A 25,064-nucleotide genomic window follows, 5' to 3' on the forward strand; every position below is an offset into this window, starting at 1 on the left:
TAAAGCTTTGTCAATCTGTTTTTAAAATAAAAAAGGCCTTTCCACTTTTAAACAGGTGGAAAAGCCTTTTAAATCAAGCTTTAGTTACTAGTTTTAGTTTTTATTAATTTACATTTTCCGAGCGTTTGAATTTCTTGTTTACCATCTACCGCATGGAAAATAGCGTTTTGATAAGACAGTTTTTCTTTCTTTTTACTCTTATCTTGATATTTTCTAATAAAAGTTACTTCATAATCAACGTTACTGTAATTGCGTTTACCTGGAAAAACAGATACTACTTTAACCTCAACGCTGTATTTCTTTAAATCTTTTTTCTTTTTCCATGTCTTAACTTGCTTAGCAATCTTCTGATAGTCAGCATTATCTTTGCCATTTTCAAAATCGTCTGCATCCGGTTGCTTGAAATTATCATAAAGCAGCTTAGCTGCATCCCCTACCTGAACCAGACCTGGCCAGATTGGGTTAACGATATAATCACCTTCCGCATCCTGATAGACATCTTTTTCATTATTGCCTTGATAATTGGCCGTACTGTCGTAATCAGTTACATCATCTTCACTATCGCTAAATTCAGAACTAATCGATTGCGACAGATCAGTAACTTTTTCTGATTTAATCGTTTGACCATCGGCCTTACTCTTAATGTAGATTTCCATTCTTTTAGCAATTGGATAATCCTTAAAAGTATAATTGCCATACTTATTCAGCTTGGCTACTTTACGGTCGTTAACATAAATAATACCATTAGGCACGCTACGTACCTGGAAAGTAGCTGTCTTGATATTCATATCGACAGTCTTGTTTGACCAAATATTAACAATTGAGTCCGCATCTAGCTTACGACCATTTACCTTGGACTTTACCAAAACATGGTAACGGCCTGGGAATACTAATCCCATATCCTGATAATAATTCTGATCGCCACCGTCCATCTCGCCGTAATTTCTCTTATTAATCATTAAAGTTGAACCAGCATGGTTGGTTTTAATCTGTGGCCGATAACATTGCACACGCAGCTTGTATTTGGTAAAAATCAAGAAGTAACGACCTGATTCAACCAGTTGAATTTCCTGACTATCGCGATTATGCCGCAAGTTATAATCTAATCGTTCAGTTGCAGCCTTGTGTTCCTTGAAATAATTCTGCAGTGGCTTTAAACTGGCGTCAGTTACGTTCATGTCCGGCGTTGAAGCTACAACGTATTTGGACATATCTGTATGCGGATCACGTAGATTAGTCACGATCCGGCTGATTTGCCGATCTTTTGTATAATAAAAATTACCTAAAGTGATTAAGGCGCCGAGTACAACGATAATGATCCCCAGCGTCCAGATTTTCTTATGTTTTTTCATGTTCACACCCTACTCATGAATGTCTTTTCTATTAGATTAACAAGTTAAGCCAAAATAGCAACTATTCTTTTTTATTGAGGCTAATTATGGAAATTAATTTCGATTTTTTAAAAAATAGCAAATTTTTTAACGAACAATATCCAGCTGCAGACAAGATTCACAAGTTATACACAATTGATGATTATCGCGATGTTATCAGTAATTCTCGTCTTTTACTAGAGACTATTACTAAAAAGATTTTTAAATTAGAAAATATAAATCAATATTATCCGCTTCACGATGGCGAATACCGTAATCTGCGCAATGATACTCATTATCTACGCTCTGAAGTAAATTATCCGCTTAGCATCATGGATCTATTCGATGAAGTCCGCCGAATGGGCAATGCTGCCATTCATGACAGCCAAATTGAACCGGACAAAAAACAAGCATGGCGCTGTATTTGCGATCTCCATGATATTTTAGTTTTCTTAATTAACAGCTACGAAGGTCAAGATCTTTATTACATTAGACCAGATATCTCAATGGAAGCGCAGACTGATTCCCAGCATTATTTTAAAAGACAAAACCAAGCTAAAAACACCACTCACATAAAACTGCGTGATTATCGGACTGTTAAGAATGGTGATCATTCTCATGCGCAACATAATCTGAAAAAAACGAAGCATTTTTCTTCTTCAAGCCCAAAACCAACTACGGCTTCTGCTCCTGTCCATAAAGCCGCAGAAAAGAAAAATTTCTTCACTAAAATCAAACAACTTTTCCACAGAAATTAACTCTTTCTTAATATCTGTTTTATTGACACTGTGTCACTATATGATAAACTATATTATAAGATTTACATATTGAGAAGCGCCTCCGACGCTGCCAATACGCAAATGAAAACTGAACAAGTTTCTCAAATGGGGAATGGCTTACGTTAGGCCATTCTCTATTTTTTTATGAAAGGAGTGATATATCCTTCATGGATAATCACAGGCAAAAACCTTGGACTAACAATCAGGCCCAAGTGCTTAAACAAACTAAAACTGAAGAAACAGGCTTAACAGAAGACGAAGTTCGAATACGCCAACAAGCAGGTTTTAACGAACTGGCAGCTAAGCCACCTAAAACTATTTTACAAATGCTGAAAGAGCAACTGATCGATCCAATGATCATGATTTTGCTCGGAGCAGCCCTCTTCTCCGCCATTTTAGGCGAATATACTGAAGCGATCATTATCTTTTCAATCGTAGTTCTCAATACTATTATCGGCATTGTTCAAGAGAAAAAAGCCCAATCATCTTTGGCTGCCCTGCGAGACATGAGTGCACCAATGGCTCATGTAGTTCGTAACGGTAAAGAACAATTGATCCCAGCTAAAGAATTGGTCGTAGGCGATATCGTCAACTTGCATGACGGCGATATGGTGCCAGCTGACATGCGTCTTTTGGAAGCAGCTAACTTAAAAATTCAGGAAGCATCCTTAACCGGTGAATCCGTTCCTGTAGAAAAAGATGCACAAACAATTTTGAAAAACGACTGCAGCTTGGGTGACCGGATTAACATGGCTTTTAGTTCATCGATCGTAACTTACGATCGAGGCCGCGGCGTAGTAACTGCTATCGGAATGAATACCGAGATGGGTGCTATCGCGAGCATGCTAGAAGATCAAACCGAGATTGAAACGCCACTTAAGCGCAAACTTGCTCGTGTTGGTAAAATACTTACAATTATTGGTATCATTATCTGTATTCTAGTTTTTGCAATTGGGGCTCTTTACCAAAGACCACTCTTACCGCAATTCTTGGTAGCAATTTCATTAGCTATTTCAATTATTCCAGAAGGTTTACCAGCAACAGCCACTATCGTAATGGCTCTTGGCGTAAAACGAATGGTCAAGCGCAATGCGTTAATTAAAAAATTGCCAGCAGTAGAAACATTGGGTAGTGCTACCGTAATTTGTTCTGACAAAACAGGTACTTTAACTCTGAACAAGATGACGGTTACCCAAGCCGCTACTAGTGATTTCCGTAAAACAGTCGCTGTAGAAAACATTCCGCGCAATCAGGCATACCAAGCTTTAGCTTATGCAGGTGCTCTTTGTAACGATGCTCACCTAGATCAAGAAAAGGCCATTGGTGATCCTACCGAAGTTGCACTGATCCCCTTTGCTCAAAAATTAGGCATCGATCAAGCAAAATTAAAGAAGACCTACCCTCGCATACTTGAACAACCTTTTGATTCAGATAGAAAACGCATGACCACCGTCCACCAAATTGATGGTCAATATATTGCCTTCACTAAAGGTGCGGTTGACGAAATGTTGCCGTTATGTACGCGCATCATGACTGCAGACGGTGTTCGTCAAATTACCGCTGAAGATAAGCAACAAATCCTGAGTTTGACTCATAAAATGTCTAGCGATGCTTTACGCGTATTGGGATTTGCTACAAAGAAAATCAACAGCATCCCTCAAGAAAATGCAGATTTAGAAAACGAGCTGATTTTCATTGGCTTAAACGGAATGATCGACCCACCACGTGAAGAAGTAGCGGAATCTGTACAAACCTGTCGCGAAGCTGGCATCCGGACAATTATGATTACGGGAGATCATAAGATCACGGCTTTAGCAATTGCTAAGAAATTAAAAATCTATCAAGATGGTGACTTAGCTATTTCAGGCAATGAATTAGATCAAATGTCCGATGCAGAACTTGATCAAGTTGTTAAAAACGCTACTGTTTTTGCTCGTGTTTCACCAGCCGATAAATTGCGCATTATTCAAAGTTTGAAGCGTAACGGCGAAGTAACGTCTATGACAGGCGATGGCGTTAACGATTCACCTGCATTAAAAGCTGCCGACATTGGTGTAGCTATGGGTGTTACAGGTACTGATGTAGCCAAAGATGTAGCTGACATGATCTTGCTTGATGACAGCTTTACTACGATTGCGGATGCGATCAAAGAAGGACGTCGCGTTTACCGCAATATTCAAAAGGTAATTCAATTCTTACTAGTCGGAAATATTGCTGAAATTACTACATTGTTTGTAGCCACACTCTTCAATTGGGATGCTCCATTGCTGGCCGTTCACATTTTATGGGTAAACTTGGCTACCGCTACTTTACCTGCCTTAGCATTAGGCGTGGATCCAGCAAGCAAAAACATCATGAAGCATCGACCAGTTAAAACAGGTACGCTTTTTGAAAAAGAATTGGTTAATCGAGTAATCAGCCAAGGTATCTTTGTAGCAATGTTGACTTTAACTGCCTACTTCATTGGAGCTGCTACTGGCAATCAGATAGCAGGACAAACTATGGCATTCAGCGTGCTAGCTTTATCACAGATGTTGCGTGCATTTAATCAACATTCTAATACTGACCCAATTTGGAAAAGAGCAACCGGCATGAATATCTGGTTAGTAGTTTCATTCCTCGTTTCTGCCCTCTTCATGGGTGTTATTCTCTTTGTCCCAGCTATTCAAAAGATATTCTACTTAACTAGTTTGTCAGCTGGACAATGGATCGTAGTTATTGCTTTAGCAATGCTTTCAATTGCTCAAGTTGAGGTAATTAAATACTTCAAAAAACTACACAGACCAACTGCTAATCTAATCAAAGAATAATCAAGACAAAAAAGGACGATAGAGCGTTCTCTATCGTCTTTTTCTATGTTCTAAGCTAATTGCATCTTGTCAACATCAATCTCACGTCTACCAATGTCCAATGCTTTTTTGGCTGATTCATCGAGATTAGCACTAATTAGTTTATGGCTTAATTCCAAAACCATAGGCAAGTTAACGCCACTAACTACTCGTACGCTAGCTGGATGAGCTTCTTCATATTCTTCAGCAACCAAATGCGGTGTGCCATTCTTTAAATCAGTTAAAATCAAAACTTGGTCATTTTGATATCTTTCCATCAATTTAGCAAAACGAGCACGGAAATCTCTAATGCCAGTATCCGTCAATTCAATCGTCATAATTTGGTCATTTTTCCCAGCCAACATATCATGTGCTGAAACAAGGCCTGAAGCTAGACCTTCATGAGTCGCAATTACAAGTTCCATAAGTTATTTACCTCTTTTTGCATTATAAATGTAAGCGATTTCTACAGAACTAATTTTAACATATTGGGCAAACAAAAACAGCCATCAAAGATGGCTGCTCAAATCACTTTCGAATAATGGCACTTGAAAAATTCTCGGCATTAGATTCAATCAGTTTATTTGAATTATTAATGAAAAGGGAAATTCCGATGCCTAATGCTGCTAGTGTAATCCAAATCTTTTCTAAAATTTTAGTTTTCATTTGGTCCACTCCTTTTATAAAAACATTATACAAGAGGTCTGTCACTGCAGCGATGATTACGCTTACAATTAACCAAATTGTAACATTTTTTAAGCTTATTTAAGAGTTACTTCGCCTGCAACATTAGTATCAAAGAACTTAGCTACTTCATTAATGTCCATTCCTTGACCAAGTGCCCACATTAACTTGGTAATTGCACTCTCTGAAGTCATGTCACGAGCACTAATCGCACCTTCTAGCAGCGCCTCGCGTCCTACTTCATACTTAGTCAGGTCACTACGCTCATACAAACATTGGCTGCTGGCTACTACAGGGATGCCCTGTCTAATCAATTTACCAATTGCTGCCACCATGTTGCGCCGAATAAAGTTCATCCCACCCAAGCCATAAGCTTCAATAACGATACCACGACAACCACTATCTACCATCGCAAATAGCAAATTAGGATCAAAACCAGGAAATAGCTTAACCAGCGATACATGAGAATTCATCTTAGTGTTCAAAGTAGGCGCACCATCATGCTTTTTCTGAAAATTCTCATCATTAAAGACCAAGCCATCTGAAGAAACAGTGGCAACTGGGGGCACGTTCACGCTCTCAAAGGCATCAAAGTTAGTGGTTCTGACCTTCACTGAACGGCAACCCAACATTACTTTATTATGGAAAGCCAAGTAAATATCAGGCGGACAAGTTGCAGCGGCAGCAAAAGCCAAACGTAGATTATCATGAGCATCACTTAGAACCACGTTGATTGGCACCTGACTACCAGTTAAAACCACTGGAATATTAATATTTCTCAACATAAAGGAAAGCATAGAAGCCGTATAAGCCATCGTATCCGTACCGTGCGAAACTACAATGCCATCATAATCATTGCGGTATTTATAAATATTCTGGGCAATAAATTTCCATTCTTCTGGTTGAATATTTGATGAATCCAGCTGCAAAATATCGCGGACTTTGATGTCATAGGGTAATTTCCCCAGCATCTTAATCAACTCTTCGCCCGTTTCCTTAGGTACTAGACCAGCATTAGACGCAACAGAAGCAATCGTGCCCCCTGTCGATAGCAATAGTAATTTTTTCATTTTCATGTCCTCTTTTTACAATCCGCAATGCTTGCCATATTCATTCATCAATAAATCAATCAAAACATAAACCGAACTAAAAGTAACTGCGTTTTGATTGCTGATTTGAAATGGCGTTGTTTTGAAGAAAAAGCTGTAATCGCTTAGTGAAGCAATTTTTCCTGGCTGCCAGCTGGTGAGTGAAACAAATTTAAGCTTGCCGTTCATTGTATCAATTTTCTTGAGCTCATCAATAATCGTTTTATTAAAACCACCAAAAGAAATAATGAAGAGTAGATCATTAGCTGCAACTGACTGTGCTAGCATGGAAACTTCATCACGCGCACTTGGTAAAATAATTGCTTTTTTACCAATTAAGAAAAAGGAATGGGCCAAATATTCAGCAATAATCTGTTGCTGCCAACCGGTGGAATAAATGTAAATCGTATCGGCATTGTCCAAATCATTAAACAAATTTGTCAGATTCAAGCCTTTAAAATACTTAAAAGTGTCATCTATCACCTTTTGCAAGTTGGCATCAAAATCCAATTCTTGCGCATACTTTTCCTGTTGCTTCTTTTTCATGGTTAATTCCGACAACTCAAACTTTAGCTCACTAAAGCCACTAAGCCCTAGCTTTTTGCTTAAACGAAAAATAGCTGACTTAGAAACATACAGTTTCTGAGCTAGTTCCATTAAACTCAACTTGCTGGCTGCTTCAGGATATTGCAGCAAATAGCTAACAATCGCTTTATCAGTATCATTGAAGCTCTCTTTTTTCTTCATGACTGCTGTTTCTAAATCCATCTTTTCCCTTTCTATTCACAAGTTTTTACTACTAAAGAAAGAATAGCATGTTACACGCAAAAAGGATAGCTATCACGTATATGATAGTTATCCTTTTCTAGAGGTTTTCATAGGGTTAAGTTATGAGGTTTATTTTAATTCTGGCCAATATGGAGCATTGACTGGAATCATGTCGTCCAAGATCTTCTTAGCAACTGAAGCATCTGGAACGGTCTTGTTCAAAGCAAAGGCTTGGAGCATCTTTTGGTATGAATGTTGTTCATAAGCATCAACTACCAATTTTTCACAGGTTTGTTGTTCCATCATCAAACCTCTTTGGAAGCGACCGGCCTTGCCTGTAGCCATTGGTTGGATACCATCTGCACCAAACAATGCAGGAACTTCAACGATTGAATCTGGATCCATGTTTGAAATAGCACCATTGTTAGGGCAGTTTGCCAAGAACTTTTCATGGGTGTTGTAAGCAATGGCGTGAATAATATCTACGATATATTCTGAGTGTAAACCTGAAATGTCCCAAATGTTGTTCTTAGCAGTACCAGCCTTAACGATTCTTTCACATTCGCCGAAGACAATCTTTTGACGGTGTTCACGAATTTCATCAGTACGGGTGTGTTTTGGATCAGCATTAGCTACTTCATATTGTGGGAAGTAGTAATACTGCATGTAGTTGTTTGGCAAAGTTTCTGGATCCATCTTGTAGTCGTCAGCAACTTTTCTAAAGGTTGCTTCCCATGAAGGTTCAGTATCCTTGTCATAGTCGCCGCCTACCCAGTAACCGTGATCCTTGACGTATTCCTTAAGCTTAGGCATCAAGTCTTCACCGGTCTTCTTGTTTCTAACTTCTTTCCACCAGCCAAAGTGGTTCAAGCCGTAGTAATTGAAATCAATGTCATGCCAGCTGTCTAAGCCACAGATAGCAGCCATTCTGTCCATATCGTCAATTGGCATATCACAAATGTTAATTACTTTAGCATTTGGACGAAGACGACGACAAGCTTCAGCAACAATCGCAATTGTGTTGGAGTAGTTAATCATCCAAGCATTTGGTGAATATTCTTGCATCCAGTCAATAATTTGAATGATTGCAGGAATTGAACGAAGACCGTAAGCCATACCTCCGGGTCCTGTAGTTTCCTGACCATTTACACCATATTTCAATGGAATCTTTTCATCCAAACTTCTCATGTGATACTTACCAACACGAATTGAACCCATTACAAAGTCAACATCAGTAAAGGCTTCTTTTGGATCAGTAGTATAGGAGAACTTAATTTGTGGGGCTCTCTCCTTCATGATGATCTTAACAGCTTCACCAATCTTTCTTTGACGTTCTTCATCGTTATCGTAGAACTTTAATTGTCTCATTGGGAATTTGTCTTGACTCTTAATCAAATCGAGTACAAAACCTGGTGTAAAAGTACTACCACCACCGGCAATAACTACTGAATATTTTTTACCGTTCATATTAACTCTCCTTCTAAGTTTTTATCTCTTAAGTTCGTTTCATTTACCTTACAGTTCTATTTATAGCATGAATTTCTAAAAATGTATTCGTTTTCGGACGTTTTAAACTTTGTTTCAAGGCTTGGAACGCATTTCAGTTACTGAAATATTTTTTGAGTTATTAAAAGACAATCTACACAAACAGGCAGAAATAATTGAACCTTTAAATATAGTAGGAAAAAAGATTGTTTATTTCGTCTAAATTATTTTTATACAAATATCCAAGTCTATACTATGTACTATTTTTGATTTTACTCCTGTTATCATTTGCAACGCAATATTATTCAAATCAAATATAGTTTATTCAAAACAAATGGGTATATTCCATATTGTGTATAGTATTTTCTCAATATTTAGGCAAAAGAGAGTGCTTTCTCATATATTGTGGGGTTATTTTGAATTTTTAGGATAATACTAATTATTAGCTATTCATGAATAGTAAATCTACTAAAAGTAGATTAATTTCCTATAATCATGGGATTCCCTTGATTTAATTTCTCAAGATTTTTATATAACTTACGTTATATTTATTTATTTTAATATATATTTGTACTTTTTACAAATAAATTTAAAATTATTTATTATATGTATAGGATTAAAAATATTGGAGTAAAAATCGCATAATAACAGTATTTTGAACGTAAACGTGTATACTTTATTTTTATTAAGCGCGTTATTAAATCTCTACGCATATAGACTTTCATTTTTATCCTGTTAATCTTATTCATCGAAGAGACTTATAGCGGACTTGAGAAATTGACTATTTCTTAAGGAATGAGCTTAAATATTAGGAACTTTTATATAGAATAATTAGATTTTCAATTTATAGGGAATTAAGAAAATGAAAAGGACTGTTAAACTTTTATCAATTATCAGTACTACTGCTATTTTAGTAAGTGGGGTAATTACTACATTAAACAATAATGAAACTCCCTCAACTGCTCAAGCTGCATCAATTACATTACCAGCTGGTTATACAAAGAACGCTGTTATTAAATGGAATCAAACTAGGAGAGTAAGTAAAACTTTAATTAATGCCTCAAAAAAAGGTATGAAAGAAAATAATTACAGCGATGCTGGTTCAGATAACACTTTGGTTAACGTAACTAAGCTAAGCCATAGTCAAAAAGTTGAATTAAGCAGATATGCTTTAAGTTTAATCAATTCTGCTCGCCATCAACTCGGCAAGAAATCTTGGACTTACAAGAGTGGTGCATTACACTTTGCTGATCGTGTAGCTAACCAATACTACTCACACAATAAATCTTGCTGGGATGCAGATCACTACGTTCCCGGTATTGAACGTGCGGCAAAGGCTTCTGGACTTAACTCAAGGATAGGTCAAGTTTACGAAGATGAAGCAGGCTTACCTATTTCTTCAGAATATCACACCAACATGCGTACCATGTCAGCATTGAAGAATCAAATTTACTTCAACATTAAGCAAATGCTTTTCGGTGGTTTCTCTGGTTCAGATAGTCAAATGAATGACTCATCAAGATATACTGAATGGGAACACGCTGGTGACTTACTTGGCTGCCGCACTAGAAGTTACGATGCTAAGACTAAGTATTTCGGTATTAGCTTCAGTGGTTTAAAGAGTGACCAAAGTAAAATTAGTGTTCATATGATGGGCGTTGCAAAGCGTTACATTCAAAACTATAAGAAATTTAGCCATTAATTTCATGACTTTGTAGTTTAAAATTTAATACTGTTTCCTAATCCAAAAGCTCAAATGGTTCAGTCAATCATTTGAGCTCTTTTAATTTTGCTAAAAAACTCATACAAAAAGGTCAGATTGTCCTACTCTTTCAGACAATTTGGCCTTTTTGTATCTATTATTAGATAAAAATAATCATTGATATCTTTTTTATGTAAGTTATATATGTATCCCACTTAATATAGATATAAGCATGACTATCTTTCGAATGCTTTTCCAAAAATCTTCGGTAGCTGTTTTTTAATCAATAAAATAAATTTTTGTTATATTAAAATGCGTTAAATCTCAATATTCATGCTTACATGCAGCTATATAGCAATTATTATTGAAAAAATATATTGCTATATTTTGTAGTACTTGATATATTTTTTAAAGATAATTTTTACTTAATAACAATCTTAATTATTAAAAGGTGTTATTAAAAATATATATTTATTTTCATAGGGAGGATAAGATAATGCAAATGAGACTTCATAATGTTTTACGAAAGGAATTAGCACATAAATTACTTAACAACTACTCTGTTACCAAATTTTGTAAGGCCGCAGGCATAGGAAGAGGATCTTTTTATAATTTATATGCAGGACTGGGTGATTTATATTTCAATTCTATTGAACAAGACTTAAAATTGCACTTTAGAGAATATCGTGCTTCTAATTTAAAACAATTGGTTTATGCCTTTTTACGAGAAATCGGCAATAATCGTGTCTACTATACAAACCTTTACCACTTGAGCAAAAAGGATGAAGACAAACATATCTGCGAAAAAATACGTCAAACTTTGTTCAAAGAAATGCAGAATCATCTAATCGAGAGTAACTTTTCTAATAAACATATTCGGAGCATGTCTTATGTGATATTCTCTCATGTGTCTAATTGGCTTGCACATAAGTGTTCACAGCACGTTAATGATATTTACAATGAAATAGTAATTGTTTTACCCGAAAATTAACAAAAGGGATGCTGTCAAAAGCATCCCTTTTCTGCTACTTATTTTCTATTAAATATGCTTAATCATATGGCCATAAGTACGATCACCAATTGTCATTGTCTTCTCCGCTTGATAACCTTTATGTTCATATAAGGTTTGAGCGCGCGGATTCTCTTTATCTACGTTCAGACTAATGATCTTGTAACGATGCTTTTTAGCAACTTCTTCTGCCTTATCCATTAAATGACTGGCAATCCCTTCACCCCAATGATCGGGATGAACAGCTAACGCATCAATATACCATTCATGGGGCCAGGCCTCCTGATCATCAAAGATTACAGTTGAAATGGGTAAACCTGACTTAGCATAGGCATGACGCAATACAATATCAATAATCTTTTGATCTTTATATGGATACATATCAAGGATGCCAACAACCTTGCCATGCTTTTCAGCAACCCAGATACGGCGGTAAGAATAACGGTAATCCTCTGAGATAAAGCCTAATTTCATCAGACTATAAAATTGATCTTCAGGTAGAGACTCGATTGATTTCATCTGCATTTCGTCAAAAATTTGTTTCAAAATTGGATATACAAATGGAAAATCTGTTTTTCTTGCTTGTCTAATCATTAATTTCTCCTATTTCTATTATGACGGCGTACGCGTCTGTAATGCTTTTTAGCTTTAGCTCTTCTGGACTTAGCTTTTTTACTTTGTTTAATAGCACTTTGCAAACTCTTTTTAGCAGCCTTCACTTTGGCTTTAGCAGCTTTAACTTGATCTGGCTTTTCAATTTCATTGTAGTAATCAGTTACAGCTGTCTTATATTCAGCAATTGAGTAACTTGCATTTGCATAATCAGCATCAAAAGCTTCAGTATCATCATATTGATTCTTTTGAGTATTCAAAGCATAACCAATGCTTTCCATCTTAGGGGCAATCAAATTCAAATAGTGACCAACCTTTTCATAATAACTAGCATCGGCCTGCATCATACCATAAGGATCATGCTTGTATTGTGCAAGTGATGGATTCTTGGCAACAGCTTTGTTCCAAATTGACTCTTCTGACATCCAAGCACTGTTAGGATCTTCAGGACTATTCCAAGCTAAGTTTTCACTACCGTCAAAATGACGTGCATGATCCATCACATGACTACTATAATCAGCGTCAAGCATAGCTGCAGCAATAGTTGACAAAGATACATTTGGTACACTTAGACCATTTTTTTGACGCAATTTGATAAATTGATCATAATATGGCAATGCTTTGTAAAGATTTTGTACGCTAGTTGCATCAGTACTTTGTCCTAAACGTACATACTTGCCATACCAATTAGGGGTATCTTCTGCTTGTCCTGTTAATAAGTTGTAAGCATAGCCAGCATCTTGTTTCTTAGCATCATCGCTAGAACTTTCTGCAATTCTTCTAAAAAAACCACTCGCACCACCAGTAGCTAATTCTTGACCCTTAATCTTAGCTTGTAGTTCACTTAAAGCATTTTCCGCATTTATTAATGCCTTGCGCTTCGCATTAACTTTGGCACTTTGCTTAGGATTTCTTACAAAAACCTTTTTATTAACCGTTACAGTATTTTCCGCAGTCATGCCCGCTGGCAAATTATCAGCTTGCACAACACCAGCTAAATTACAAGCTACTAGCATTGCAGCAGCTGCACTAATCATCCACTTTTTATTCAAAATCTTCAACCTCCACAATTTTAATATTTCAATTTCATTGTGTAACAAATCAAAATAAAGTCAATTGCTTTTTAGGATTCGAAATACTATAAAAGTTACATCTTATATGATATATTATAGGTAGACAAAGTAAGCGCTTACTTTAAAATGATAGTTGTTAGAAATGAGGTGTTGTTGTGATATTAACTATTGAAAATACTAAGCTTTCTTTCAATGAAAATATAAAAAATACCACATCCCGAGACACCTATCAAGTAAGGAGTCACGCGTAAAGGCGCTTGATTCGTGTTTCTAGATATGAAAGACGAGGATTACAATAGTAATCCTCGTTTTTTTATTATGTTTGAAAAACAACCTCACTTACCAAACAAATCCGCATAAATGCCATCGGCCGCATTGCTTAAATCACCATAGCGACTGCTATCCATACTTTGCAAAATAACGGCAACCTTTCCATCCTTAGAAATACGTAAAAAGTTGCAATATCCACAACCATTACCGTTAGATTCATAGTAATCGCCTTTAGTATAAAGACCGCCACGATAGTGAGAAGGATTATTACCAGGTGCATAAATAATCGCTTTATTCTGTGCGGACAGCAACTTTCCATTCAGCAAGTCCGCACTCACTTTATACAAATCATCGTTCGACATCGCAACACTGCCCGCACCCAATAAACTGTGAATCGCATTCATGTCAATATTCTGTCCACTAGGGAGAAAATTTATTTCTTTCAGCTTTTGCTGATCCGCCCACACAAAGTCAGTATGCTTCAATTTCAGCGGATAAACATACATGTTGTCAAACAGCGTTTCATAACTTTGACCGCTGACCTTTTCCAAAATATGACTAAGCAAAATATAATCGAGATCTTGATAATCCCACTTGCCAAAATTCTGCTCATTATAATGCGTATCCTGAATCATCTTCTGAGCATTTGCATCGTCATTATTGTAAGGTGCATCCCCCATCGGACCAGCCGGATCCAGCCCACTAGTCATCTCCAGCAAATTCAACACACTAATATTCTGTGCATTTGGGACATTCGGATAAAACTTATTTATCTTATCATTCAAACTGAGCTTACCCCGACTTACCGCTTGCATAACCAAGCCACCCGTAAGCTCCTTCTGGACAGAATTAATTAAATAGGAAGAATTAGCATCGCCTACTGTCGAATATTGCCATATTCGCTGCCCATTTTTATATATTGTCAGGTTGCCTTTCAAGCCAGCATTGCCCAATAATTTTTGATATTTCTGTACCTTCTCTGATTGCAGTGAAGGCTGCTTGGGTGTGATGTATTTATTTTTGATAAAAAGAAAGCCGCAAAACAAAATATATGCCAGAAATAAGCCAATTGTGATCTTCTTTTTCATCCTTATCACTCCAAAATTATGCCACATACATTTACAACCAGTTTAATAGAAAAACGAAGTTAATACAAAAGACCAGCGCCAAACTTACGCTGGTCTTAATAATATTTTGATCAATTCCCTAATAGTTAGATTATTTTGCTAACTTTTTACCTAATTCAATAATGTACTTCCGCAAAGCATCACGCGTTTCAGGGTGCTGCAAGCCATATTGAATAGAAGTCTCAAGATAGCCTTCCTTGTTACCAACATCGAAACGTTCGCCCTTGAATACATGAGCGAAAACGCGTTGAGTTTCATTCATCTTGCCAATGGCATCAGTCAATTGAATTTCGCCACCACGACCTGGCTTTTGATGTTCAAGAATATCAAAAATTTCAGGTGTTAACAAGTAACGACCAATAATAGCCAAATCACTTGGAGCCTTATCTACTGCAGGCTTTTCTACAAAATTCTTAACATTGTACAAATCGTCTGCAATTTTGCCATCAGGCGCAATCACACCATACTTTGAAACTTCCTTGTGTGGCACCTTCATTACTGCCAAGGCAGGTGCATGAGTCTTGTCGTATTCATTGATTAATTGCTTGGTCAAAGGAATCTTGTCCTTCATCAAATCATCGCCAAGCATAATCACGAATGGCTCATTGCTCACGAAACTACGGGCACGGTAAACGGCATCCCTCAACCCAGCCAGGTGTGGTTGACGAGTGTAATACAAGTTGATTCCTAAATTGATAATATCTTGAGTCAACTTCAATAATTGTGTCTTACCAGTCTTAGCCAAATCTTGTTCCAATTCTGGGTTAGAATCAAAGTGGTTTTCAATCGCGCGCTTGTTCTTTCCAGTAACGATTAAAATATCTTCGATACCAGAAGCCTTAGCCTCTTCCACAATAAATTGAATCGTTAGCTTATCAAAATATTTCCTTAGGCATTACCTTGGTTGCAGGTAAAAAAAACGCGTACCCAAGCCTGTTGCGGGAATCACGGCCTTTCTAACTTTCATTTTTTCTCTCCCATCAACTAGTAATATAAATATATTTTACTATGTTTACGTATATTTAGCCTTGCTTCCTTCATATTTGCAACTAATTATTTTCATAAAATAATTGGGTTGATTTACATATCAATCCTTTATTAAATCCAACTTTTTATCTAGCTACTAAATTCATCTGCACGATATTTTCATTAGCTGAAAGCTGGTCTAGCATCTGATCGTACGTTAATGTTTTAGGCAATTTAAGCGTATAAACAGTAGTATAAATCCGCTCGTCGCCATCCATGTCTGATTTGTTAATATGAAAACTATAGTGCTCGATCTTGATATGATTTTGATGGAAATATTTTCTCAAAAGTTTGGTCGTCTGTTGGCGATGATAATATTTAATCTCTACCTGATGGATCCGTTTAATTTTTAGCAAACGATTGAGCAAGATAACGACGATAATTACAATGATTGATCCGGGAATGGCAATCTCGTAATAACCCATACCGATGACGATGCCTAAGGCGGCGGTGACCCAGAGGGATGCTGCAGTTGTTAGTCCAGTTACAAAATGCTTGGTTACTACAATCGTGCCGGCGCCGAGGAAGCCAATGCCACTAACTACTTGGGCGATTAGCCGTGCTGGATTGGCTGTGATTACCCGTGTTAAAAAGGGATGCAGCTGCGATATTTTTAAAGCTTGCAAACAAATGGCGATCTGACATAAGGCTAAAATACATGAACCAATACAAACCAAGATGTGCGTTCTAATCCCTGCAGGGTGATTACGCTGTTCACGGTCCCAGCCAATTATCCCAGAAACCAGCGTTGCAAAAAGCAAACGGAAAAATACATCATTTAAAGTAAGACTCATTTTTACACACTCTCTTCTTACACTCTATCTCAAATGGTAGATTGTTCGGAAGGAGGTTGCAATTAAATGCATTCTTCAATCTTATTTTAAGTAATGCTAATTGGTCAATACCTTCTTGATCTAGATTCTTGCTTCTAATAGATGTCAAAATAAAAAACAATCCTCTTATAGTCAAAACTACAAGAAGATTGCTTTTACAATTAACTTAACGTTCCTTACTTTCTTACTTGTCCAAACGTTGCTTTAACATCAGATCTCATTTTGTAAGGGCCAATGAGGAATGCCAAAGGCCAGAAGATCATAAAGTTAAACATAAAATTAAATACTGGAAACATAATCATACGGACGAATAGTACTTCCAATGCACCAGCTATCTGGTTGGTCTTTAAACGCAACTTGAATTCCAGATAACTTTCTTGATAGTACTTTTTCGTAAGAAAATACGTTGTACGAGGTCTTTGTACGGTAGGCCGCTTTGCGTAAACATCGTATTGATCACCGTATTTTCTCTTAATGTCTCCTCTAGTTTGATCAAAAACATCTGCTGGAGTGGCATTAGAATTACCGTTATTCCGATAAATATCATAATTACTACCATATTTTGCTTTCAATTGTTGACGAACGCTGTATGGTACATCAGTTGGTACGTCTTCTGGCACATTCTCCATCTTAGTTTCTGAAGAAATATCATAGGTAGAATACTGACGTGGACCTTCATTCAAAGTGTCCTCGTATTCTTGTCTAGCACCATCTTTCATGTCTTCAATAATTGACATATTCTTGTGAGGATTCAAGTTCACCTTAGCCCACGGGAAAAATCTAATATCAGCGTAAGCCAAAATACAAATAATTGGAACAATAATTATCAGTTCTATTATATTTTCTATTATTCCACCCAGTGACATACCAGCGAAACCAGTAAATATTGAGTCAAGGATAGCGAAAGCTAATAATAATACCCAAGCAATTGAAACTAATCTAAAATACTGATACTTCTCCAAAGTGCCAGTAACTTTCCACGCTTTTTTATAATAATCGATCATTTTCATCCCTCTATACCTAATCACTATTATTTCATGCTTAAGAATAACATAAGGAATGGATTTTACTCCACTTTCTGCAAAATTGCAGGAAAAAACAATTGATTCTAATTATGGCTTAACCAAAAACGCCTTAGCAAAAGCTAAGACGTCATTTATTATCAATTTTTTTCTAAGCAGCTCTAGTACCTTCTAGACCGTAATTACTTAATAATCAGTTTGCTGGCTAGAATCCACCAATTCTTACCTGATAACTTGTAGTAGTCTTGCCTTTGATACCACGTTTAGCAGTAAATTTGTAACTTTTCTTGCCATAAACAAAGTGTCTAGTACGCTTCCCTGTTGAAGTATAAGTACGTACTTTAGCATTCTTTCTTCCCTTGACAACTACTCTTACATTAACCTTTTGAGATGATGTAATTACGTTAACTGCCTTAACGAATTGATTCTTGCCAATTTGATAAAAGGCTTTACCATGGATTTTCACTACTTTTGCATTATTCAAAACTTTACGAGTGGTAGACTTCTTTAACACAACTCGTTTGCCATTCTTCTTAGCTAATTTACCATTTTTAGTGTAAACATATGACTTCTTAATTAATTTAATTGTGGCTTTAGCTTTTGATTCAGGTGCTGGAGTTGGCTTGTCTGGTTCTTGATCTGACTTATTTGGTGTTTGCGTACCCTCACCTGATACTTTTTTAGGTGTGACACTATCACTTGATGAGTTTCCTTTATTAGCATCTGAAGTAACAATTGAAGCATCATTACCAGTACTACTTTGATCTCCCTGATCACTTGACTTTTTACCATTATTGTCTGACTTATTATCATTTTTTTGTGAACAGGGTCTTGGCTATCTGGCTTGGTTGCTTGATCTTTATTATCGCCAAGATAACCCTTGCCATCTTTACCAATGGTAAATCTAATTGCATTACCTAAAGAGTATTTTCCAGATTCATAACCCTTTGCATCAAGAAGATTACTAAGTCTATCATGTTTATAAAGATAACCATCTTCATCTGTTTTTAGTATTTCTTGTTTCCCAGCCGCATCAGTATACTTATACCAAGTATTTGGTGTTAATTGTGCAAGAAGTGGTCTAGAAAGTTCATATGTCCGTCCTACACCTAAACTATTATCCGTTGTAGGCAATTTACTATTTTCGGCTGCACTTACATCTACCAAACATGTACCACCAGAGAAATCATTAAATCGTGATCCGTTTTTAGTAAGTCTTTGACCATCAGCAATTATATACATATTTTTATCAAATTGGTCAGGATATGAAAGTCCAATATCACCTGCATGCAACTAGAAGCATCTAATCCCCAGGTTAAATTAATGGCTGTCTCCTTAGTGTTAGTACCGCCGTTAGGTAGACTTGGATCAACATGGTCTTTTTCACTACCTGCAATAAAAGTGTAGTTGATTGGAATTAAAAAGTCATAGCTATTGCTAGGAGTCTTGATAAGATGATCTAGCCCTGATGCATCTCTAATTTCATACCATGTTTTCGCAGCTAATTTACAACCAACTTTCCGTAAAGTTACCTTAGTTCCTTTAACGACAGTCGGAGCACTATGTTCCTCTATTATTTGTTGAGGATCAATAGAAAGTTCTTTTCCATCTTGATAAATATGCAAATAACTATTTATACTGAATGTTATGCCATTCATAGCCGCTTTATTGAATTTGGCTTTATCAATCTTAATGGTCAGCTTAATTGGGTTGTCTTCTGATGATCCTGCTTTAGTGTCCGCCTTTACTGTAGTTGTTAACCCATTAGCTGTAGCAAATGTTGCGACTGGTGAAACAGCCAACAATGCCACAACAATAGCGCTACTATGCTTAATAAATTTACCTTTCTTCATCTCTGTACTCCTTATCACTCTTTGAGAAATTATATATACATGTATAATACTACCAAGACTCTTAAAAAAAGGCATTTCTAAATATTTGCAGGAGATTTTAGCAAAATTAATTTAAAACTCATTTATTATGCAAAGATTCGTTACTCTCCCTGTCTAAAAAAGCTGCTTCAGCTAAAACTGAAACAGCTTATAAAATCATTTATAACACTTCTATTTTTCGCCGCTGTGGCTATGCTTTTTGCGCAATCATATTAATTCTTTGTGTGGCACTTTCTCATTAAGTCATCGTCCCATCTAACGTCCATGGTAAATCGTATTCCCTCGTAGTTAACGCATGTAGTACAAGTTAATGCCAAGATTAGCGATCCCTTCTTAGGTCAACTTAAGCAACTCTGACCTACCGGTCTTTTGTAAATCTTGTTCCAACCCAGAGTTTGAGTCAAAATGGCTTTCAATCGCACGTTTATTCTTACCCGTAATGATCAAAATATCTTTAATACCTGAAGCCTTAGCCTTTTCCACGATAAATTGAATCATCGGCTTGTCCACAATTGGTAGCATTTCCTTAGGTAATGCCTTAGTTGCTGGCAAAAAACGCATACCCAAACCGGTTGCAGAATAACCGCTTTTCTTACTTTCATATTATTCTCTCCTCATATCAATCAATTTGACGATTATGTTTTACAATGGTTAAAAGCATCGAATCTTGTTTTCTTCAAAATCGTATGTTGTGGAAGTTGTAAAATAATCTGATGGGTTACAATCGAGGATGAGTTATGTAGCTTTATTATTTTACGCTCTCAATTACTACACGTAATCATCAGCTACTCTGCTTTTAATTTCTTATCTTTAGCCGTATTTTCTTGCAATAAACCTAAATCAGTATCTTCAAAAATTTTATTCTTTATTTCAATTTTTTTCTTTCCTTTTAATTTGTAATCATAAATTGAAGCTATGATGATTTGATTATCCTCAAAATACTTATTTAAGATATCAATGACTTTTTTTATATTAGATTGTGTAACTTCCCTACCACTAGGTGAATCTAAAACAACTGGAAGTTTAACATTAGTATACTTTTCAATAACTTTAATATATGCCATTTTGAATGAAAACACTACTTTATAATATTGAGTACCACTAATTGATTTTATATCATGTGTTAGTAAATAATTAGTATGTGATTTTATTACGTCTTCTACTCCTAAAATCTTCGCAAATCTTTTTATCCAGTTTTCTGTTTCTTCAATTATTTCCTTATTTTTATTAAACTCTGTATTAATATCTTTATTTAAAGACTCTAATTCATATTCAATATTTTCCTGTTTTTTTTCAATAAGATCTCTATTAATCTTAATTTGTCCTAGTGCATTTAATGAACTTTCAACTACGTCCTCTGTGGAAAAAAGAGTATTAACATCTTGATCTAATTTTTTATTGAGCTGCGCCTCTTTTTTTTCAACTTCATTCAAATCTAATTGCAAGCTTATTAATTCTGTTCTTAAGAAATCTATCGTATCCTTAAAATTTATTAAGTTATTTTGTTTTTTACTTACTACAATTGGATGATCTTCATTTTCTGGATTTTTCACGAGTAAATTCAAACTATATATATAATTTTCTAAATTATCTGTACGTTTTATATATTTTTTTAACCTACTAATTTTGTTTTGTAAGAACTGCTTTCTTACCTTTATATTTTTATATTCTTTAAGATCTTCCTCATTCACCTTTGAATCTGAATCATTTGTTCTATTTGAATCTCGTGTAAATTCTTCTAATTTAAGAATTGCTTTTGTCTCATCATGGATTTTTCTTAAATTATTTTGTTCATCTATCATACTAATTAAATCTTTATTTTCACTAGATAAACCAATTAGTAAGTCTCTAACATTAAAACTAATATTTCCTATTACTTTTCCTCTATTTAACAAAGTCCATCCTTTATCTTGCTCTAAATAAATAGCACCTATCAAATTCTCTAAAGTTGCTAATGAATCTATTCCCCATATTAAGGAATACCATTCAGTCAAATTAGCTGCAACAGGATCAGTGTAAAATATTTCTCCATCCTTTTTTAATTCTAAATAGTCAGAATAACGATATGCCTCATAAGTGTTTCCATCACGCTCAAAAGTTATCCAAATTTTTAAATTTTTGAATTTTAACTTATACGTACTGGGAATCGGATATCCTAAACCATAAAATAATATTCTCAAAATAGTACTTTTCCCTACTGAATTTTTTTTACTATTTATTATTGTCTTTAACGAAAAGGATAAAACTCTAATTCCTTCAGATGATACTATCTTTAACTTCTTGATAATCATTATATACTGAATTCCTCCCGCGTATTTTTGATAACACGTTGCTTATACAAAATTTTATATGTAAGGTACTTTAAACAACCTTTTTGTATCTCTTCATCTTTTTCATCCATTGGAAAATAAGATTTTAATTGTTTATCTTCACCTTCTTGATCAATAAAGGCATTTAATTTTTCATCTTCATTATTATATTTTGACGCATCAAATTCATAAAAATCTGCCAATATTTTATTTATTACTTCAATATTTTGTGACTGTTCATCAATAAATCCTTTAGCATATGTCTCTACATCTGCTTGTTCAAATATAGGAATATTTTTTTCTAAATATGTTTCAGGTGCTCCCTGTACAATCTTATAAATAAATAAACTACAAATTTCATTCTTTTTTATCGTTAACTTAAAATTAGTAGCATTGTTTCCGTATCTTCGATATAACTCTGCTTCAATATTATCTCTTAATACATTAGTATCTCTTTCTAAAATCTCATCTACCAATTTATTCAAGGCTGCACATTCTTTGATATTATCTTCAAGATTTTCCTCATTTTTTCTCGAAAAGATTAAAGTAGCAACCGAAACCTTATTCCAATCAAAATAATAATCAGTACTCAAATATCCACCTTTTTTTAATTGATTTTTTGCTTCATCTGCCCGCTCATTTAAATAATCTTTTCCCTCTTTAGGAATATCATTAGCATAATTTTGTACTAATAATTCATCTTTATTTGGTTTCCACAAAGCTCGCCAAACTTCGTCTGTTAGCTTTAACGGATTAAGAAAGTTACTAATATATATTAATTGTGAATAATTATTCTTTTTAATATTACTAGTATTTATTAACGTATTTAAAGCAGCTGTACAATGTTGTGTAGCATTAGAAGTATCTTCAATAGATTTACCAGTAGATTTAGCCTGAACATAAATTGGTTTTTTATTTTTGAAATATAACTCAATATCTTCCGTTTTCCCTTCTACTTTTATTTCTGTTAAATTTTTTCTATATTTTAATCCCATCACTATTGCAGCAGTAATTTGAAATAACCATCCCCATGCCGAATAACTGGCCTGTGTATTTTTCTCTTTGTCTTCAGGCTTTAATTCTTTAGAATCTAGATCATCAGTCGAAAATAAGCTTAACTGTTTTTCCATTTTTATCATCTTCTATAATTTACGTTTATACTTTCTTTATTAATGATATCAAAAAATCTCGGACTTTTAGACACTTGATATGGTAGAAAAAGAAACAAAATAACCGTCTCAGTATAACAGCAACTGGGACGATTTTTAAGTACACTATTTTATTTGACGCTTACATTAAAACTACAAGAAGATTGCTTTCCATATTTAAAACGAAGCATAAAGATAAGGTGGCTGCTCAAGCGCCTTATTTAGACCATCTTTATCAAACTCATCAAGATCTATGTCACCAATCCAATCAAGCAGGTCGGGATCCAATTGTGCTTTAGGCGTATCATAGTAGTCCTGTAAGCTCCAGACTCCTCCAATGTCTTCAATAATACCTAATCCTTTACCTGAAATACCTAATCCTTTACCTGAAATAATTTGCGGATACTTAAGCTGTACATTTTTATAAGAAATCTTCTTAACATTAACTTCGATTTCCCAATTATCCCCATAATCATATGTGAGCAACAGCTTATCGCCTTCATTTAAAGTAGATACTTTTACATCTTCAGAATTTACAGCATCCTCAGTCCGCCATTCACTCATCATCTCGATATTTTGCTGATTTTCATACCGAGTATCAGTTTTAGGATTATAAAGATCATACATATGACCTCCTGCTGCATTAAACATTAGTAAAAGTGCCTGTGATAAAGTTTCTAGACTACTATTACCATTGATAACAAACCTGCGCCAAATTAATGGCTTGAATCCTTTTAGCTTTGCTCGAATTTCATACATGGCAGCGTTTCGTTTTTTATTTTCTTTTATTTCACCTTTATTTTGAGTAAGTTTTGCCTTTTCACCAAATTTCATTAACTTCATGACAATATCAGCTAATTCTGCATCAGTTTTCTTATCATCAGGTTTTTCATTAAATTGCTTTATATCTGTTAAGAGGTCTTCAGTCATCTGCTTAACATTGCCATTTGTGTTTTCATCCGCATATTCATCTTCAGTAAAGGTTACAAACTGCTGTTGACAGATATCATTAACTCTATTTGAATCCGCTTGAGTAACTAACCCTACTCGGCTTAAGAAAATATAAAAATCATTAAACATCATTAAAAGACCAGCAATTATGGTCTTGAAGTGTTCATCAGAATGACCAAAGTCTGGCTTAATTCCATAAAAAATACACAGCCAGATATAGTAACTCACATCTCCTAAATTACTATTTACAAAGCGCAACCTTCTCGAAAGCAAAAAATTATTTGTAAAGTCTCTTAATTGATCTCTAGGATTTCCAGTAAAGACAGCAGAATCCATCTGTGCATTTTTCAAATATTGATCAATAATCTTTTCATTGTTTTTCTTGATTTCAGCAGTGATCTCATCATTTTTAGAAATATCTTTATTTAAATATTCTTCCCAATGAATTGGATCAATAAATTTCGGACTTAAATCGTAATACTTAACATTTGCTCGAGGACGTTTAGTCTTGATAGGAAAGACCTGATTAACTTGGAAAGCTATTGTTTCAATTAAACGTGACATATAATCTTGTGACAGGTTCATCAAAAGCAGTGACAAAACTAACGCTTTATCCTCAACAACCATATTTTTATTCTTAAAATTAAATTTTTGGTTTAAATCTTGTGAGTTATTCTGAATATAATTCATCAGATCCTTAGTTATTGAGCTATCAATTGAAGAGCTATAAACTAAATTAAATCCATCTTCTGAATTTGCATTAAAAATAGAATCTCTTTGCTGCAGAGTAATATATTCAAAACTATCTATGACGATAGCTAAATTATCTTGAAATTCATCTTTATCAATTTTCTCAGTAACTACCGTTATTCCTGAATCAATCTCTACAAATAAATAATACTTTTCTTTGTTAAAAGTAAACTTAGTTAATTGCCAATTATTAAAGGGCGTAATTTTCTTTCTTGAAGTATGTCTACCAATTTCATGATAGATATCTTGACCATATTGAATCATTGACATAATTTTCCCTCACTCGTATTTAAATGTAAATCTATTTTATCAAGCTTCAAATACTTTTGCGATCATAG

General features: G+C 35.0%; 21 protein-coding genes and 2 pseudogenes. 4 read left to right on the top strand and 19 right to left on the bottom strand.

Annotated elements, in window-relative coordinates:
* Nucleotides 1–80: 80 nt before the first annotated feature.
* Entirely contained in the window at nt 81–1,352 is a 1,272-nt protein-coding gene (locus FC57_RS03505; protein WP_007126696.1) for a TcaA 3rd/4th domain-containing protein, read from the bottom strand.
* 86 nt (nt 1,353–1,438) lie between these two features.
* Between FC57_RS03505 and FC57_RS03510 the strand changes: the two genes are divergently transcribed.
* Together FC57_RS03510 and FC57_RS03515 are read left to right on the top strand one after the other, a co-directional pair.
* Nucleotides 1,439–2,128, top strand: coding sequence for a hypothetical protein (locus tag FC57_RS03510; protein ID WP_007126695.1), 690 nt, complete (start codon nt 1,439–1,441; stop codon nt 2,126–2,128).
* Between the two features lie 188 nt (nt 2,129–2,316).
* Nucleotides 2,317–4,959 carry a calcium-translocating P-type ATPase, PMCA-type gene (locus FC57_RS03515; RefSeq protein ID WP_007126694.1) on the top strand — a complete coding sequence of 881 codons (2,643 nt, stop codon included), beginning with the start codon at nt 2,317–2,319 and terminating at the stop codon, nt 4,957–4,959.
* A 50-nt stretch (nt 4,960–5,009) separates the two neighbouring features.
* Here FC57_RS03515 and FC57_RS03520 read toward each other — a convergent pair whose 3' ends face one another.
* From FC57_RS03520 to FC57_RS03535, 5 genes are all read right to left on the bottom strand, one after another.
* Nucleotides 5,010–5,402 carry a PTS sugar transporter subunit IIA gene (locus FC57_RS03520; protein ID WP_007126693.1) on the bottom strand — a complete coding sequence of 131 codons (393 nt, stop codon included), beginning with the start codon at nt 5,400–5,402 and terminating at the stop codon, nt 5,010–5,012.
* 103 nt (nt 5,403–5,505) lie between these two features.
* The gene (locus FC57_RS11095) at nt 5,506–5,643 is read right to left on the bottom strand and encodes a hypothetical protein (RefSeq protein ID WP_007126692.1); all 138 of its coding nucleotides are present in this window, start codon (nt 5,641–5,643) and stop codon (nt 5,506–5,508) included.
* Nucleotides 5,644–5,738: 95 nt separating this feature from the next.
* Complete coding sequence (locus FC57_RS03525) at nt 5,739–6,731, bottom strand: asparaginase (protein ID WP_040529951.1); 993 nt, start codon at nt 6,729–6,731, stop codon at nt 5,739–5,741.
* A 15-nt stretch (nt 6,732–6,746) separates the two neighbouring features.
* Nucleotides 6,747–7,517, bottom strand: coding sequence for a MurR/RpiR family transcriptional regulator (locus FC57_RS03530; RefSeq protein ID WP_007126690.1), 771 nt, complete (start codon nt 7,515–7,517; stop codon nt 6,747–6,749).
* A gap of 129 nt (nt 7,518–7,646) precedes the next feature.
* On the bottom strand, nt 7,647–8,984 hold the full coding sequence (locus FC57_RS03535) for a family 4 glycosyl hydrolase (RefSeq protein ID WP_007126689.1): 1,338 nt from the start codon (nt 8,982–8,984) through the stop codon (nt 7,647–7,649).
* An 880-nt stretch (nt 8,985–9,864) separates the two neighbouring features.
* Here FC57_RS03535 and FC57_RS03540 point away from each other — a divergent pair.
* Entirely contained in the window at nt 9,865–10,704 is an 840-nt protein-coding gene (locus FC57_RS03540; RefSeq protein ID WP_007126687.1) for an SEC10/PgrA surface exclusion domain-containing protein, read from the top strand.
* Between the two features lie 496 nt (nt 10,705–11,200).
* Nucleotides 11,201–11,695, top strand: a complete 495-nt coding sequence (locus tag FC57_RS03545; protein ID WP_007126686.1) for a hypothetical protein — start codon at nt 11,201–11,203, stop codon at nt 11,693–11,695.
* 48 nt (nt 11,696–11,743) lie between these two features.
* On the opposite strand, the gene FC57_RS03550 is transcribed toward FC57_RS03545, so the two are convergent.
* The 13 genes and pseudogenes from FC57_RS03550 to FC57_RS03610 form a co-directional block, all read right to left on the bottom strand.
* Nucleotides 11,744–12,307 (bottom strand): GNAT family N-acetyltransferase, encoded by a 564-nt coding sequence (locus FC57_RS03550; RefSeq protein ID WP_007126685.1) that lies wholly within the window; start codon nt 12,305–12,307, stop codon nt 11,744–11,746.
* Nucleotides 12,307–13,377 (bottom strand): CAP domain-containing protein, encoded by a 1,071-nt coding sequence (locus FC57_RS03555; RefSeq protein WP_040529947.1) that lies wholly within the window; start codon nt 13,375–13,377, stop codon nt 12,307–12,309. The genes FC57_RS03550 and FC57_RS03555 overlap by 1 nt, the downstream gene beginning before the upstream one ends.
* Before the next feature lie 356 nt (nt 13,378–13,733).
* Nucleotides 13,734–14,714 carry a serine hydrolase domain-containing protein gene (locus FC57_RS03560; RefSeq protein WP_236695705.1) on the bottom strand — a complete coding sequence of 327 codons (981 nt, stop codon included), beginning with the start codon at nt 14,712–14,714 and terminating at the stop codon, nt 13,734–13,736.
* Nucleotides 14,715–14,886: 172 nt separating this feature from the next.
* Nucleotides 14,887–15,762, bottom strand: a pseudogene (galU, locus tag FC57_RS03565) (UTP--glucose-1-phosphate uridylyltransferase GalU).
* Between the two features lie 145 nt (nt 15,763–15,907).
* A complete protein-coding gene (locus FC57_RS03570) occupies nt 15,908–16,615 on the bottom strand; it encodes an MgtC/SapB family protein (protein WP_007126681.1) in 708 nt (235 codons plus the stop codon).
* A gap of 215 nt (nt 16,616–16,830) precedes the next feature.
* The gene (locus tag FC57_RS03575; RefSeq protein WP_040529944.1) at nt 16,831–17,658 is read right to left on the bottom strand and encodes a hypothetical protein; all 828 of its coding nucleotides are present in this window, start codon (nt 17,656–17,658) and stop codon (nt 16,831–16,833) included.
* Nucleotides 17,659–17,881: 223 nt separating this feature from the next.
* Nucleotides 17,882–18,262 (bottom strand): SLAP domain-containing protein, encoded by a 381-nt coding sequence (locus FC57_RS10605; RefSeq protein WP_338043451.1) that lies wholly within the window; start codon nt 18,260–18,262, stop codon nt 17,882–17,884.
* Nucleotides 18,253–18,969 (bottom strand): hypothetical protein, encoded by a 717-nt coding sequence (locus tag FC57_RS11220; RefSeq protein WP_040529941.1) that lies wholly within the window; start codon nt 18,967–18,969, stop codon nt 18,253–18,255. The genes FC57_RS10605 and FC57_RS11220 overlap by 10 nt, the downstream gene beginning before the upstream one ends.
* On the bottom strand, nt 18,909–19,529 hold the full coding sequence (locus FC57_RS03590) for a hypothetical protein (RefSeq protein WP_040529938.1): 621 nt from the start codon (nt 19,527–19,529) through the stop codon (nt 18,909–18,911). The genes FC57_RS11220 and FC57_RS03590 overlap by 61 nt, the downstream gene beginning before the upstream one ends.
* Before the next feature lie 375 nt (nt 19,530–19,904).
* Nucleotides 19,905–20,170 (bottom strand): annotated as a pseudogene (locus FC57_RS03595) (sugar phosphate nucleotidyltransferase); the annotation flags it as partial.
* A 183-nt stretch (nt 20,171–20,353) separates the two neighbouring features.
* On the bottom strand, nt 20,354–21,859 hold the full coding sequence (locus FC57_RS03600) for a coiled-coil domain-containing protein (RefSeq protein WP_007126674.1): 1,506 nt from the start codon (nt 21,857–21,859) through the stop codon (nt 20,354–20,356).
* Complete coding sequence (locus FC57_RS03605; protein ID WP_148449490.1) at nt 21,859–23,007, bottom strand: hypothetical protein; 1,149 nt, start codon at nt 23,005–23,007, stop codon at nt 21,859–21,861. Before FC57_RS03605 ends, FC57_RS03600 begins: the two co-directional genes overlap by 1 nt.
* A 195-nt stretch (nt 23,008–23,202) precedes the next feature.
* Nucleotides 23,203–24,996, bottom strand: coding sequence for a plasmid pRiA4b ORF-3 family protein (locus FC57_RS03610; RefSeq protein WP_040529936.1), 1,794 nt, complete (start codon nt 24,994–24,996; stop codon nt 23,203–23,205).
* Nucleotides 24,997–25,064: the final 68 nt, after the last annotated feature.

This window comes from Lactobacillus ultunensis DSM 16047 (assembly GCF_001436305.1).
GTDB classification, from domain to species: domain Bacteria; phylum Bacillota; class Bacilli; order Lactobacillales; family Lactobacillaceae; genus Lactobacillus; species Lactobacillus ultunensis.